This window comes from Streptomyces sp. NPDC006296 (assembly GCF_040613235.1).
Lineage (GTDB): Bacteria > Actinomycetota > Actinomycetes > Streptomycetales > Streptomycetaceae > Streptomyces.
Genome location: NZ_JBEXRT010000021.1, coordinates 104,385 through 117,894 on the forward strand (window position 1 = coordinate 104,385; position 13,510 = coordinate 117,894).

The following is a 13,510-nucleotide window of genomic DNA, read 5'->3' on the forward strand; positions in this document are numbered from 1 at the left end:
GTTCGGCCACCGCGCCACCCACGGCACCGCGCGGGGACCACCTTCACCGGCGAGCCCCGACGTCGCCCACGTCCGCCCGCCTCTCCTTCGCCCACCCACGCCCCCTCACCGACACCCGGCGGCGCTGCCCCGTCCTCCCTGCCGCCCGGGGCCGGCGAGATCCTCCGGACCAACGGCACGCGAGCGGGAACTCAGGCCCGCTCAGGACGCCTGCAGCGGTGGTACTCGCGTACGACGGTGAATCCGGCCGATCGGTAGAGCTCCACCGCGGCCTCGTTACTCGCCGGTGTCAGGACGGCCACCGCACTCGCGCCCCGGTCGGCGAGAGCCGCGCACACGCCCCGCACGGCCTCGCGGCCGTAGCCGTGGCCGCGACGTTCCGGGTGGGTGCCGACCGGTTCGAGCAGGCCGCATCGGCCCACACCCCCGAACCAGCCGGTCGCGGCGGCCGCGGGGTCCCCGCCCGGGGTGCGCACAAGGGCCTCCACGAGCAGGTGGCCCGCCGGGGACGCCCGCATCGTCTCCCAGTGCTTCAGGGCGAACTTCGAACCGGGGAAGGCCGACCTGTGGATCAGCACCCGGTCGGACGCGTCGGAGTCGCGGACCGGCTCCGCGCGGCTCGTCACCGGCTCCGGGGTCCAGGACAGGGCCAGCCAGGGCTCCTCACGATCGGGCCGCCATCCCGGGACGGGCAGACCGTCGGTCCAGTCGTTGCCCGGTACGAGCAGGTCTCCGGCGTCCGCCGCGAGCGCCCCGAGATCGGCGTCAGGTGCGGCGGTCACCCGCAGCACCCGCCCGTCGAGAAAACCCACCGCGACGGGCGCGGCGGCGTCGTGCCGCAGATCGATCCGGGGATCGGCCCGTCCGTCGCCGCGCGCGTTGACCCAGAGATGGACCGTCGCGTCCGCGTGGCGCAGCCGCCAGCCGAGGTCCCCCGGATGCAGGCTCCCGGCCGGGGCGTCGGCCGGCGTCCACACGCTCAGCACGCGCAGCGCCCGGGAGGCCTCGATGGAGGACAGCGTGCGCCGCAGGACAGGAGGCATGAGCGCGAGGATAACGCCCCGGTCGAACCCGCAAGCGGCCGGATGTCCGCATCCTGTGATGGGGGCGGGCGCCCTTCCTCCACCTCCCCGACCACCTCTGCCGCAGCGCGAACCACAGCCCACCCGCACGTCCACTTCGCCCGGGCCCGCGCCCGGCGACTCCACGCAGGCCCGACGTGCTGCCGCCCGGTGTCGCGAACGCTGATCGAGTACGAGCAGCACTCGACACCGGACATCACCGACAGCTCGCCCCCTTGGAACCCCTGACGCAATGATCTCCGAGGTCGTTGCATCACCCCCGGCCCGGTGCTCCGGGGGTGTGGGCGGCGCGGCCGAAGCCGTGGGACGCCGATGACGAGTCGTGGGCGGTAGCCGACCCGTAACCGCCGAAGGCGGAGCACCGGGCTCGGCACCCGGGGCGCAAGCGGTGCCCGGACCGGATGGTGTTCCAGGGGATCCGGTTCGTGCCGCACACCGGGATCATCCGAGACCACCCTCCGCAGGAACTCTGCTTCGGCGCCGGCATGACTTGCCGACGCGCTCGGCCGGACGGACCGAGGCGGTGCCGGGGCCGCAGCCGCACGAGGTTCTCCTCTTCAAGCTCCGCGGCGCGAACGCCCCGGCCTGACCCCGCGCGCTCACGTGGTGTTCTCGGTAGGCCGGTGCTGAGCTGGTTACGCGCCTTCAGCAGGGGGCCAGACCCGTCGTACGGCCTCTGCGGTGCTGGTGGGTCCGGTGTTGAAGCAGAGCACGGAGGCGGGGGAGTGGAGCCGAGCGATGTTGATGAGCTTCTCGAAGAGCGGTGTCATGGACGGGTCCAGGCGGACCCCTCCGCCGACGTTGATGACGTCGTAGTGCTTCTGGCTGATGGTTTCGCGGAAGCGGTTCTCCGCGCCGGGGGCACGGTCGAGGAGGCAGTTCTCGAAATCCAGCCCGAGTCCGGCAAGTTCCGCGGCCGTCTTCTCCAGACCTGCGCGGACCTGCGCGCTGTCGACGGTGGGAAACGCTTCGCTCGGGTTGTCCGGGTCGCCCACTACGCGCGGGTCGAGGCCGACGTTGAGAACGGCAGGCATGAGGAGCCTCTCTGTCTGTGGTGCTGCGATGGTCTGGGGCTTGGTCATCGGTTGCCGGGGGACTGGGGCCAGGTCCTGTTCCGTTCGTTGAGGGCCGGGGGCCGGTGGAGCAGGGTATGCGGGGTGTCGCTGGACGGGCTTGCCGGCAGAGGCGAAGGGGCCGGCCCGGCTCGGCTCGACCGCGTCGAGGGGTCGCGCCGGCGACCGGTGTCCAAGAGCGCTCCGACGCCGTGATCGCACCAGCCACAACAAGATCATCTCACCGTGACCGGAGAGACAGCTCAGGCGCGAAGGCTCAACCGCAGTCCGAGCAGATGGCGTAGACGGGCAGAGGCGCCACAGAGGTTGCCGAGCTGCCTCACCTCGTCCGCTTCAAGTTCCAGCCGGTCTGCGAGCGCCAGCACGGCGGCGCAGGGCCGTTCGCCCTCTTCGAGCGTCGCGGCAACGGCACCAAGGACGGCTCGAAGACCGGCGGGGTCAGTGCTGGGATGTCTCGCCGGCAGACAAAGGGAGCCTGGTGTCGTTCCAGACGCTGTCTCGGGCCGTGCCCGGCTCCTGCAGGGCGACGGGCCGGGCGAGCGTGTGTTCCGAGTCCTTGAGACGCCGCTCCCCATGGGAGGGTGCTGCCTGGTGAAGGCCGTCGGGTCACCGCACGGCGATGTTCGGCGCGTGGGGAAGCCGCCCCACGCCTCGCCGGCAGGGCAGCCCTCCCTTGCGGCGCGGATCAGCGCAGCGGTCCCGATTCCGCCGCGGACGATGTCTCCGGTGCCGTGCTCTCGGTGACGCTGAGGTCCTGGGTCCCTACGACAGAGAGCAGTTCCAGTTGTTCGGCTCCCCGGCTTCCGGGCGGCGCGGTGAACCACAGCAGACGCTGGCGTCCGTCCTCGCTGAGCAGGTTGTAGCAGTCGAGTTCGATGACGCCGAGCGTGGGATGGAGGATCTTCTTGTGGTCCATGCGGCGCACCGCGACGTCGTGGGTGTCCCAAAGGGCTGCGAACTCCTGGCTGCGGCGGCGTAGCGCGGCAACCATCCTCGTGACCTCGGTGTTCCGCCCGCGCCGGGCGGCCGCTGCCTGGAGGTCGGCCACGAACACCCGGGAGTGGTACGGGTGGTCCTCGACCGGGTACCTCTGCCGGGTATGCGGGTCGGTGAATCAGCAGTACACGAAGCTCGCCGCCGGGCCGCGGTGTGCCGGTGACGTGCCGAGCAGGTTCCGGGCCAGGTCGTTTTCCACCAGGGTCTCGTGCAGGTCGGTGATGACGCGCGCGGGGGTGTTGGACAGCCGGTCCAGCAGTCCGAGAAGCGCGGGCTGCACGTGTGCCGACGATCCGTGTGCCGACGGGGGCACCGGTCGCTCCGCCAGGTGGAACAGGTGGTCCCGCTCGTCGCCGTTGAGGCGCAGGGCTCGGGCGAGGGCGGCCAGGGCCTGGGCCGAGGGCTGCACGCCGTTTTTCGCGCTGCCCCGTTCCAGCTCGGTGTAGTAGTCGGCCGACAGCCCTGCCAGCTGGGCGACCTCCTCACGGCGCAGTCCGGGGACGCGCCGGCGCGGGCCTTGAGGGAGACCGACCTCGGCGGGCAGGACGCGGTCGCGGCGTGTCCGGAGGAAGGCGCCGAGTTCTGGAAGGTTCACCCCTTCATGATCTCGCGCGCGCCAGGACGTAGCCAGGGGGTGGCATCCCCTGGGTAGACGCAGCCCTGGCTAGGGGCGGCGGACCGGCCGATCGTCAAGGACGCAGCAGGGCGACGGCGAGACCGCGGCCCGACCCGCATTCACCACAGGAGTCAAGAATGCCCCTCCCGACCTCCCTCGACGGGATCACCGCCCCGGCCCAGTCCTCCGCCTCACCCCGAGTCGCGATCGTCACCGGCGGCTCACGCGGCATCGGCCGCCAGACCGTCAGCCGGCTGGCCGCCGACGGGTACGCCGTCGTGGTCGGCTACGCCGGCAACCGGGACGAGGCCCAAGCCGCAGTGAAGGAGGCCGTCAACAGCGGTGCCCGGGCGATCGCGGTACGCGCTGACGTCGCCGACGAACACGCCGTCGCAGCCCTGTTCGACGAGGCCGAAGCAGAGTTCGGCGGTATCGACGTCGTCGTGCACGCGGCCGGGCAGGCACACATGGCGCCGATCGCCGAGCTGGACCTGGCCGTCCTGGACGACCTGTACCGCACCAACATCCGCGGCACCTTCGTCGTCGTCCAGCAGGCCGCCCGTCGGGTGCGCCCCGGTGGTGCGATCGTGACGTTCTCCACGTCCGTGGTGGGGCTGGCCTTCCCGAACTACGGCGCGTACTCCGCCAGCAAAGGTGCGGTCGAGGCGCTGACACTGATCCTGGCCCGGGAACTGCGGGGCCGGGACGTCACCGCCAACGCCGTCGCGCCCGGCCCTACGGCCACCGACCTCTTCCTGGACGGCAAGGACGAGGAGACCGTCGCCCGCCTGGCCGCCCAGCCCCCGCTCGAGCGACTCGGTACGCCGTCCGACATCGCCGAGGCCGTCGCGTTCCTGGCCTCCCCGGCCGGCCACTGGATCAACGGACAGGTCGTCCGCGTCAACGGCGGAATCATCTGACCCCCCAGTCGGCCCCTCGATCAACGAAAGAACCTGTCGTGAGGAACGACGACGCCGGAAAGGCCATCCCCGTCACCGAGGCCTCCAGCGGCATCGGAGCGCTGTCCGTGCGTGCTCCGTCCCTTTCCGGTCACACCGTGCACGCGCGGATCGCCAGCCCACGCCCCGTAACGCGACCGCGGCGGCCGCCCCGACGCACTGCGGCACCGACCACCACGTCGACGTGCACGCCGTCGAGCGGGACGTCACCTTTGAGGACCCCGCCGACGCCGCAGCCCTGACGGGCAATCCAGGTGAACGCCCGGCAGCGCTCCTGCCTTCGGACGCCGAAGTGACCGAGGCCTCCCCAGGCGTCGCGCGCAAGGTCGCGATGACGCATGGCCCTCGGTCCCGGCGCACCTGCATGAACCCCCAGCCGAGACGGCGGCGAAGCCGTCTCCGCGGTTGCCGACCGCCTCCGCGCCGACTTCTTCCGCCGCTTCGGACCGGACGGCCTGCTCACCGCAGGCAGCTCCCTGCAACGCCCCACTGAGAGAAGGAACAACCTCATGCCGTTCGCGAACTTCAAGGTCCCCGAGAACACCCTCACCCCCAAGCAGAAGGAGCAGATCGTCACCCGCACCACCGAGCTGTACGTCGAGATCTACGGCGAGCGCGCCCGTAACAACACCATGATCCTGGTCGAAGAGGTCGCCGACGGCGGCTGGGGCATCTCCGGCAACGTGCTGACCCTCGCCGTGCTCGATGAGGCGACACCGATCGACACCAGCGACGCCTGACCGCATCCAACAGCCGTCAGTCGGCCACGACAGCACCGTGAAGCCGAGGGCCGCCGATCACACCCGGCGGCCCTCGGCCGGGCGCCACCCGTGCTGCGCGACCTGCTTCCGCGACCGGTGCCCGCGCCATGGCACCAGGGGGTGCTCCGGGCGAGCATTCGCTGTGCCGGATCTCGTTCTGCCGCTGCCGCTGCCGCTGCCGCTGCCGCTGCCGCTGCCGCTGCCGCTGCGACGGCGTCAGGAAGCAGTCTCCTCGACATCCCCTGAAGCGGATGCTGCATCCGACTCCTGACGGTCCCCCTCGATGGCCCCCAGCCAGTCCTGCCGGGGCGACGTATCGGGACCCCGGTCCTCTGCGAGGGCGAGTCTGCCCGGCCGGCCCGGGTCCTGACCCTGAGGGCTGAGATCACAACCGACACGCTGCATGGCTTCGACGAGGTCTCCGGTGGGACAGGCTCTGCCACGATTCCGGCCACGAGCAGTGGGGCACGGACCCGAACCCGGAACGGTCCGGTCCGCCCCCGGGCCGACGCCGGCTCGGCCACCCCGCCGCGCCCGAACGGCCCGTTCACCACGGAAGCTCGACGCGGTCGCCCGGTCACCTCGCGCAGCTCGATCCTGCCGGCCGTCGCCGGGGCTGAAGCAGGCACCTCGGCGGTCAGGGCACGGGTGCCCGTCTGCCGAGCGCCGTCACTTCCCGACCTGAGCCGGTTGCGGCGAGGAGGCGGGGCTGGACACCGTGGCCGGCCGGCGCAAAACGGCGCCGATATGCCAGGTGGCGGAGTACAGCAGCAGTGCGACCGTGAACGAAGCGCCCGCTCTCTTGGCGGCTCCGGTCAACACGCCTTCGGCGAGGGTCCCCCACGGAGCCTGGACCCGCTCGGAGGGATAGGTGGTCTCGCTCGCGCCGTCGCCCAGGTCGACGGTAGTCGGTCGGCTGTAGTCCACTTCGATCGCATAGCGGTAGGCGTTGAAGTCGTCACGGCTGTGGACGGCGCCGCCCAGCACGGGCGCCACAACCAGCAGAGTCACCACGCTCCACCGCATGACGGGACCCGGTCGGGCGACGGTCTCGGTGCCGGCGTCGGTGCGCAGACGGCCCCGACGCCGCCAAAGGTGCCGGCCGACGGCCGCCAGGCCGACGGCGGTGCTCGCGTACTGCAGCAGCCGGGCGGCCGTCAGGCCTCCCGGGGCCGGGGCGCGCAGCGACTGCACGTGGGTGACCAGGAAGCCGTCGCCGTGGGTGAAGGAGTCCCACGCGAGGTGGGAGGCGATACCGATCAGGGCGGAGAGCAGTAGCCACATGGTGTGGCGGACCGCGGCCGGCAGGCCGGTCGTCCGCTCGGGTTCCGGAAGGCGGAGGCCGGACGGGAGCAGTGCCGTGAGGGGTGCGCGCAGCATCCGGGAAGCGGCGACCAGACCGATGGCGAGGGGCAGACCGACCACCGGACCCACACCGAGCGAGTGGGTCTCCGTGGCGTTGAGGAGTGGCCCGTACCAGCCCTGGGGGCTGGTCTCGGACACACCGAGGGTGCCCGTGAAGTACGGGACGTCGGGGGCCACGGCGCCCGCGACCAGAGCCGCCGGAACGAAGGGCCGACGCATCAGCGGCAGCACCGCTGCGGGGTGGGACAAGGTGAACGGCACCTGATGATCTTCTCTGCTCGGAAGGGACCGGGCGGGGGCACCGCGCATCACGCTGCGGGCGCCCTTTCGACGGGGCACCCGAGATCGCACGGCCGGCCCGGACGACAGTCCCGGATGAAACCTCGGACAGAGTATTCAACTCAACGGACTATCGCAACGGGCGCGGCATGCTGTCGGCGCGGAAGCTGTCAGGCGAGACATATGGTCGGCACGGCAGAGCCGGCCGCCCGTCGGCGGCCGGCCGGCCGGAAACGGGAAGACCGGGTCAGCGTCGGCGCCGCACTGCCTGGCAGAACGCGGTGAGTGCGGCCACAACCGACAGAAGGAGAAGGGCGCCGAGGGCGGGCCGGGGATCGCCCCAGACGGTCGCGTAAGAGTGGGCGACCAGGGGCGGAGAGGCCGTGGCCATCGCGCCCACCTCGCGCAGACCCGAGGAACGCGCGCGCAGGGCGAGGACGGCCCCCGTCGAGGCGAGGACCAGCATCGGCCAGGCGCCGTAGTCGGTGGTCACACCGAAGACCCCTGTATAGGCCCCTGCATTCACGACCACGACGGGAAACCAGGCTGCGGCAGCCATAGCTCCGGCCGCAGCCGACAGCTGCCTGTCACCGCGTCGATCCGGAGGGCAGGCGAGGACGACGGCGACGGTCAGCAACACCGCGACCGGAGCGATGTCCCCCTCGCCGTACACGCGAGCGCCGGCGGCCCACTGCACGGCCGTTCCCAGCAGCCCGCACACGGCCATCCCCGTACCCGGCCCCCACCGGCCGGTCAAGGCGATGACCGCACCGACGCACACCAGCAGTGAGAGCAACATGTACATGCCCCACGCGCCATCCACGGTGGACAGCTGTACCCATACCGGGGACGGCGAGAGAACGAGCCCGGCGTACCAGCGCGTCAGATGCAGCCCGCTGTCCACCGCGCCGGCCGCCAGTGCGAACGGGGCAGCCAGGGCGAAGAAACGCCCTGCGGGCGATGCCGAGTCAAGCCCCAGCCGAACCCGCAGGGCGTGCGCGGCCAGGTCGGCATCCGCACGCAGTCGGGCCGCACGCGGCATGTCCGCCGTCATCTCCTGGTGCACGTCGATGATTTCCTGCCCGTGAGCAGCCCGGTAGGCAGCCGGATACAGACGGATCAGGGGTTCGCTCACGCCGGTGCCGCCGCGCCGTCGGCCAGACGCCGCCTGACCTCCCGGGCGGTCGCGGCCAACCGCTCCGCCTCGGCCTCCAGTCGCTCCCGCCCTGCGGGAGCGAGAGAGAAGACACGACGGGCCCGGCCGGCCACCACCTCCTCACGCTCCACCCGGATCAAACCCTCCGCCAGCAGCCTGTCCAGCGCCCCGTAGAGTGCCCCGGTGCGCGGCGTCACGCGGCCGTCGGTGATGGCCTTGACCTCCTGGGCGACGGCATACCCGTGCCGAGGGGCATTGGCCAGCGCCGTCAGCAGCAGCAGGGCCAGCTCCTGCATTCCTCGTTCGCTCATGCCGACAGAGTATTCCGCCCAACGGACCTACGTGGACCGGAGTCGCAGGGTCTCGTGCTCGCGGGTGCGTGGGCCGGGCACCGTCGCCGACCAGGCCGTCCGGTTCAGGCCGAGGCGACTGTGCATGTGGGGCTCGAACCGGCCGGCCGGTGGTGGGGCGCGGTGAGCGAGGCCGCGGTGATCAGCCGCTTGAACCGCAGACGGGCGGTCTGCTCGATCGAGGTCACACCCCCGACCGAGGCGCTCAGGGCTTCAACATCAACGCATGGCTCCATCGGTCCGACTCTCCGCGAGACCCCGACCGGTGAGCGTGGTCCGGTGCGTTCAGCCGCGAGGCGGAGGAGATTGCGGACGCGGGTGAGGTGGCCGGTCGCGCAGTGGTCAGGATGCGTGCCTTCGCACGCCGCCGTGGCCGTGCCACCCAAGCTGATCAGTCGAGAGCGTGGGCGCGGCAGGTCCGCAGAATCTCGTCGGACAGTTCGGGCCGGACGTGGCGGACCGCTCGGGCGAGCACCATCGCCCCGATCAGCCTGCTGAGCAGCAGCACCGCCCGGTCCCGGGCCTGCTGCGGGCTGATCTCCTCATCCTGCTCACGGGCGAGTTCTGCGGCGAAGCCCGCGAGGTACCCTTCCACGCCGGCTGCGTACGAGCGCTGAATCGTGTCGTTGTGCCGCCCTGCGTCGGTGACCAGGGAGGCGGAGGGGCAGCCGCCGTCCGGAGCGTCGCGGTGGGCGATCGAGAGATAGTCGTCCACCACTCGCCTCAGCGGTGGGCCGGCGGGATCGCCCCCTTCCTCGACGGCCTGCTCCAGGGCGCCCAAAGACGCCGCGAACGAGGCGTTGCACACCTCGGCGGCCAGGTCGTCCTTGGATGCGAAGTGGTTGTAGAAGCCGCCGTGGGTCAGGCCCGCTTCCTTCATCAGGTCCGCGATCCCGACGGAGCCGATGCCCTGTGCGCGGAACATGCGCCCGGCCGCCTCGACGATGTTCTGCCGATTCCTGGCCTTGTCTTCCTTGGTGATCCGCGGCATGTCCGCCCTCCCGCCTCGACTGTGTTTGACCTTTTCAATGTTACCTCTCATCATTGTTTTAATGTTGGTCATCATCAATAGGGAGTGGGGGAGTCATGCGCAGCGTGGTGCACACCCGGCAGGGAGAACCCGCACAGGTACTCACGCTGAGGGAGGAGCCCGAGCGACCGCGTCCCGGTGCCGGGCAGGTTCTGGTCCGCATGCGGGTCCGGCCCGTCCATCCGGGCGACCTGGCCGGTGTGGAGGGGCTGCCGGAACTTTGGGAACAGCAGTCGGATGCCCGGACTCCCGGAGTGGAGGGGATGGGGGTCATCGAGAGCGTCGGGCCGGACGTGCACACGCTCGGTCCCGGTCAGCGCGTGGCGGTCTTCCCGGCGCCGGGGACGTGGGCCGAGTACGTCGTCGTCGCGGCCGACCGGATCGTTGGTGTGCCGGATGAGGTCAGCGACGAGACCGCGGCCCTGATGCTTGTCAATCCTCTGACACTGCGCATGCTGTACCGCGCGCTGGACAGTGCCCTGCGCGGCCGGCAGGGCTCCGTCCTCCAGACAGCTGCCGGTTCCTCCGTCGGCCGGCTGGTCAGTACGGTCGCGGTCCGGCACGATCTGCCCCTGATCAACCTCGTACGCAGCGCATCGGGTGCCCGGAAGATGCGAACGCTGTACCCCACGCTGCCCGTGATCGCGACTTGCGACGACGACTGGCGGGATCAGGTCCGCCGCGGCGCCGGCCGGGCGGGCATCCGGGTCGTCCTCGACTGCGTCGGCGGTGCCATGACCCGGGACCTCGCCGAGCTGCTCGCCGACGGCGGCACCCTCCTCTCCTACGGGCAACTGGGCTCCGGCACCACCCCGCTGGAGCGGCTGCCACTCATCCAACGGTCGCTGACCGTCCGGGGTGTGAGCGTGTTGCAGTGGATGAGCCGGCCTCCGAAGGAGCGGGCCCGGGACATCGCCTTCGCCCTGGACCTGGCACGGAACACGCCGGACCTGCTCGAAGTCGCGGCCAGCTACGACCTCGCCGATTTCAGGGCGGCCATCGAACACGCCCGCCGCCCGGCCAGGACCGGGACCGTCCTGCTCACCACGGCGCAGTCGGCCGACCCCGGGCAGGGGGTGGCCCGATGAAGATCGGAACGCTTGGAGCCGGAACCATCGCCCAGGGCATCGCCCGGCACGCGATCCGGCACGGCCACGATGTCATGCTCAGCAACAGCCGAGGACCCGCGTCCTTGGCTCCGCTGGTGAAGGATCTCGGCGCACGCGCGACGGCCGCAACCCCCGCCGAGGCGGCAGGCGCAGACCTCGTCGTGCTCGCGGTCGGCTGGCCGCACGTCCCCGATGTCGCCGCCAGACTCCCGCCCCTGGACGGGACCGTGGTCATCGACGCCACCAACCAGTTCCAATCCCCTCCCGCGAACATGAGGATCGCCGACCTGGGCGACCTCACCGGAAGCGAATACGTGGCCTCCCTGCTGCCCGGCGCACGCGTGGTGAAGGCCTTCAACGCCCTCTTCGCACAGTTCATCGCCCCCGATCCCCGCCACGAGGCCGGGCGCCAGGTGCTGTTCCTGGCCGGCGACGACACGGACGCCAAGAACACCGTAACGGGCCTGGCCTCCCAGTTCGGCTTCGCGCCCGTCGACCTCGGAACGCTGCGCGAGGGAGGCCGCCTCATCCAGCTCGGCGGGCCCCTGTCCGGCCTCCACGCCCTCAAGCAGGACTGATCCCACGCAGCCGCTCGTGCTCCCCGCGTCCGCGAGAAGCACCTTCACGAAAGAGATCCTCATGTCCGACCCGACTCCGGCATCCGGCAACCAGCCCCTCCTGCAGCCCGTTCGACTGGGCGCGCTCGAACTGCCCAACCGCGTCGTCGTGGCTCCCATGACGCGCTCCCGGGCCACCAACGCGGAACTGGCCCCCACCGCCCTGCACGCCACCTACTACACGCAGCGTGCCGGCTCCGGCCTGATCATCAGCGAAGGAACCTGGGCCAGCCCGGACGCGATCGGCTTCGTCAACGTCCCCGGCATCTACACGGACGCTCAGACCTCCGGCTGGGCCAAGGTCACCGAATCCGTGCACGCAGCGGGAGGCAGAATCATCTCGCAGATCGGCCACGTCGGCGCCGTCTCCCATCCCGACCACCTCGGCGGCCGCCTGCCCGCCGGCCCCTCGGCGATCAACCCCCGGGAGATGTCCTTCACTCCCGACGGGCCGAAGGACACGGTCACGCCCCGCGCCTTGACCGCGGCGGACATCGGCACCACGATCGACACCTACCGGCAGGCCGCCGCCAACGCGCTGCGCGCCGGCTTCGACGGCTTGGAGATCCACGCGCAGGCATCCCACCTCGTGGCCCAGTTCCTCAACCCCCGCCTGAACCAGCGCACCGACGCCTACGGCGGGAGCAGTGAGAAGCGGGCCCAGCTCCTGTTCGACATCGTGGATGCCGTCAGCAGCGTGTGGGGCGGCGACCGCATCGGCGTCAAACTCTCCCCCTACTGGCGTCGCGAACCGGCCTTCACCGCGGACGCCGAGACGCTGACCGACTACGACCTGCTCCTCAAGCGCCTCAGCGACACCGACCTGGCCTATCTCCACCTCGTGGGGCCGGAACCCGACACGGGAACCGACGGCACCTTCACCGCGTTCACCCGCTTCCGCACCCACTACCGCGGGGCTGTCATCGCCAATTCCGGCTTCACACAGGCGACCGGCAACGAGCTGCTCGAACGAAAGCTGGCTGACGCGGTTTCCTTCGGTGCTCCCTTCATCGCCAATCCGGACCTCGTCGATCGGTTCACCCACGGCCACCCTCTGGCCGCAGGCAACCGCGACACGTACTACGCCGGTGGTGCGGAGGGATACACGGACTACCCCACCGTGACCCGGGATCGTGCCTGACGTGCCCGGAGGCGATCGGGCCAGCTGAATCAGACCGACAGAACAGATGTGGACAAACCTCGATCCCATGCGGAGATCGTCGCGTTCACGGGCTGTGGTTCCTGGCCGAGGAGGGGTACGCCGCCGTGCTCGTCACCCACCGGCTCACCGTATCCATGCACGCCGACCACATCCACGTCCTCGATCAGAGGGCGGCTGGACCCGGGCCGGGCACCCTGTGCCGGAGCCGGCAACTGCTCGGCTCTTCCATCGAGTCAACGTCCACGACATCGCGGCGAAAGGGGCGCCGCCCCTACGACCTCTGCTGCGCCTCCCACCTCGCCGACCTTGCGCGTGAAACTCCTCGCGACGGGCCTGGACGGCCGGCCGGAGCCGGTGAACACCTCCGCGCTGATCCACGGTGGGGCCCGTCGGTACGTGCTTCACCTGTGCGACCACAAGAGGGGCTTCACCCGGGAGCCGGGCGCGTTCGCCCTCCTCGGCTCCGGCCGTGCACGACGACCGGAGCCCGGAGGAAGCGCTGCTGCGTGGCCGCCGGCGGCACCGACGGCCCACGAGCGGTGGAGCGAAGCGGACAGCACGCAGGAATTCAGCGATCCCGGCCCTACAGCGGGAGACGGCGGGCCCGCGAATCGTGAACAGTGGCCCCCCACCAGGCCCGCCTGCCCGTCCGCCGCAGCGCAGCGTCCGCGAACAGTGCCGGGCGCAAGCCAGGAGGCGGGTGACTCCCGTCTGTATTGATCACGAGCGTTGTTGACACTCGGTAGGTCTTGAACATGACGAAGACCTCCGGTGTGGTGGGAGCTGTCTAAAAACTCACCGCACGGAGGTCTTCGTGTCCCACCGTAATGCCCGGCTAACCGTTTTCGGTAGGCAGTTGTTGGTCGAACGGATCCGCTCGGGTCGGCCGGTCGCCCACGTCGCAGCCGAGATGGGCATCTCGCGGGCCACCGCCCACAAATGGATGCGGCGGTGG

The 13,510-nt window shown here is 70.9% G+C and carries 13 protein-coding genes and 2 pseudogenes; 7 read left to right on the top strand and 8 right to left on the bottom strand.

What is annotated here, in order from left to right:
- Positions 1-191 precede the first annotated feature (191 nt).
- Positions 192-1,043: an N-acetyltransferase gene (locus tag ABZ172_RS17200; RefSeq protein ID WP_356884553.1), complete on the bottom strand. Its 852-nt coding sequence runs from the start codon at positions 1,041-1,043 to the stop codon at positions 192-194.
- Positions 1,044-1,495: 452 nt separating this feature from the next.
- Between ABZ172_RS17200 and ABZ172_RS17205 the strand changes: the two are divergent.
- Positions 1,496-1,588 (top strand): annotated as a pseudogene (locus tag ABZ172_RS17205) (IS5/IS1182 family transposase); the annotation flags it as partial.
- A gap of 129 nt (positions 1,589-1,717) precedes the next feature.
- Here ABZ172_RS17205 and ABZ172_RS17210 read toward each other — a convergent pair.
- Entirely contained in the window at positions 1,718-2,116 is a 399-nt protein-coding gene (locus tag ABZ172_RS17210; protein WP_356884569.1) for a hypothetical protein, read from the bottom strand.
- A gap of 724 nt (positions 2,117-2,840) precedes the next feature.
- Positions 2,841-3,746 (bottom strand): annotated as a pseudogene (locus tag ABZ172_RS17215) (helix-turn-helix transcriptional regulator).
- Between the two features lie 158 nt (positions 3,747-3,904).
- Between ABZ172_RS17215 and ABZ172_RS17220 the strand changes: the two are divergent.
- Both ABZ172_RS17220 and ABZ172_RS17225 read left to right on the top strand, forming a co-directional pair.
- Complete coding sequence (locus tag ABZ172_RS17220; protein WP_356884554.1) at positions 3,905-4,687, top strand: SDR family oxidoreductase; 783 nt, start codon at positions 3,905-3,907, stop codon at positions 4,685-4,687.
- Between the two features lie 548 nt (positions 4,688-5,235).
- Positions 5,236-5,466, top strand: coding sequence for a 4-oxalocrotonate tautomerase family protein (locus ABZ172_RS17225; protein ID WP_356884555.1), 231 nt, complete (start codon positions 5,236-5,238; stop codon positions 5,464-5,466).
- Positions 5,467-6,156: 690 nt separating this feature from the next.
- Here ABZ172_RS17225 and ABZ172_RS17230 read toward each other — a convergent pair.
- The 5 genes from ABZ172_RS17230 to ABZ172_RS17250 form a co-directional block, all read right to left on the bottom strand.
- The gene (locus ABZ172_RS17230) at positions 6,157-7,113 is read right to left on the bottom strand and encodes a DUF4184 family protein (RefSeq protein ID WP_356884556.1); all 957 of its coding nucleotides are present in this window, start codon (positions 7,111-7,113) and stop codon (positions 6,157-6,159) included.
- Between the two features lie 265 nt (positions 7,114-7,378).
- Entirely contained in the window at positions 7,379-8,266 is an 888-nt protein-coding gene (locus tag ABZ172_RS17235) for a hypothetical protein (RefSeq protein ID WP_356884557.1), read from the bottom strand.
- Positions 8,263-8,598 carry a PadR family transcriptional regulator gene (locus ABZ172_RS17240; protein ID WP_356884558.1) on the bottom strand — a complete coding sequence of 112 codons (336 nt, stop codon included), beginning with the start codon at positions 8,596-8,598 and terminating at the stop codon, positions 8,263-8,265. Before ABZ172_RS17240 ends, ABZ172_RS17235 begins: the two co-directional genes overlap by 4 nt.
- Before the next feature lie 104 nt (positions 8,599-8,702).
- Complete coding sequence (locus ABZ172_RS17245; protein WP_356884559.1) at positions 8,703-8,873, bottom strand: hypothetical protein; 171 nt, start codon at positions 8,871-8,873, stop codon at positions 8,703-8,705.
- Positions 8,874-9,028: 155 nt separating this feature from the next.
- Positions 9,029-9,628 (bottom strand): TetR family transcriptional regulator, encoded by a 600-nt coding sequence (locus ABZ172_RS17250; protein WP_356884560.1) that lies wholly within the window; start codon positions 9,626-9,628, stop codon positions 9,029-9,031.
- A gap of 95 nt (positions 9,629-9,723) precedes the next feature.
- Between ABZ172_RS17250 and ABZ172_RS17255 the strand changes: the two genes are divergently transcribed.
- The 4 genes from ABZ172_RS17255 to ABZ172_RS17270 all read left to right on the top strand — a co-directional run.
- Positions 9,724-10,755, top strand: coding sequence for a zinc-binding dehydrogenase (locus tag ABZ172_RS17255; RefSeq protein WP_356884561.1), 1,032 nt, complete (start codon positions 9,724-9,726; stop codon positions 10,753-10,755).
- Positions 10,752-11,354 (top strand): NAD(P)-binding domain-containing protein, encoded by a 603-nt coding sequence (locus tag ABZ172_RS17260; protein ID WP_356884562.1) that lies wholly within the window; start codon positions 10,752-10,754, stop codon positions 11,352-11,354. The genes ABZ172_RS17255 and ABZ172_RS17260 overlap by 4 nt, the downstream gene beginning before the upstream one ends.
- A 61-nt stretch (positions 11,355-11,415) precedes the next feature.
- Positions 11,416-12,534, top strand: a complete 1,119-nt coding sequence (locus ABZ172_RS17265) for an alkene reductase (RefSeq protein WP_356884563.1) — start codon at positions 11,416-11,418, stop codon at positions 12,532-12,534.
- A gap of 835 nt (positions 12,535-13,369) precedes the next feature.
- The coding region (locus ABZ172_RS17270; RefSeq protein WP_356884568.1) for a leucine zipper domain-containing protein at positions 13,370-13,510 on the top strand (141 nt) is incomplete at its 3' end.

Excerpts from the sequence above, each read along its gene's own strand:
- ABZ172_RS17200 (WP_356884553.1), bottom strand. The coding sequence starts at position 1,043 with ATGCCTCCTGTCCTGCGGCGCACGCTGTCCTCCATCGAGGCCTCCCGG.
- ABZ172_RS17210 (WP_356884569.1), bottom strand. The coding sequence starts at position 2,116 with ATGCCTGCCGTTCTCAACGTCGGCCTCGACCCGCGCGTAGTGGGCGAC.
- ABZ172_RS17220 (WP_356884554.1), top strand. The coding sequence starts at position 3,905 with ATGCCCCTCCCGACCTCCCTCGACGGGATCACCGCCCCGGCCCAGTCC.
- ABZ172_RS17225 (WP_356884555.1), top strand. The coding sequence starts at position 5,236 with ATGCCGTTCGCGAACTTCAAGGTCCCCGAGAACACCCTCACCCCCAAG.
- ABZ172_RS17240 (WP_356884558.1), bottom strand. The coding sequence starts at position 8,598 with ATGAGCGAACGAGGAATGCAGGAGCTGGCCCTGCTGCTGCTGACGGCG.
- ABZ172_RS17245 (WP_356884559.1), bottom strand. The coding sequence starts at position 8,873 with ATGGAGCCATGCGTTGATGTTGAAGCCCTGAGCGCCTCGGTCGGGGGT.
- ABZ172_RS17250 (WP_356884560.1), bottom strand. The coding sequence starts at position 9,628 with ATGCCGCGGATCACCAAGGAAGACAAGGCCAGGAATCGGCAGAACATC.
- ABZ172_RS17255 (WP_356884561.1), top strand. The coding sequence starts at position 9,724 with ATGCGCAGCGTGGTGCACACCCGGCAGGGAGAACCCGCACAGGTACTC.
- ABZ172_RS17260 (WP_356884562.1), top strand. The coding sequence starts at position 10,752 with ATGAAGATCGGAACGCTTGGAGCCGGAACCATCGCCCAGGGCATCGCC.
- ABZ172_RS17265 (WP_356884563.1), top strand. The coding sequence starts at position 11,416 with ATGTCCGACCCGACTCCGGCATCCGGCAACCAGCCCCTCCTGCAGCCC.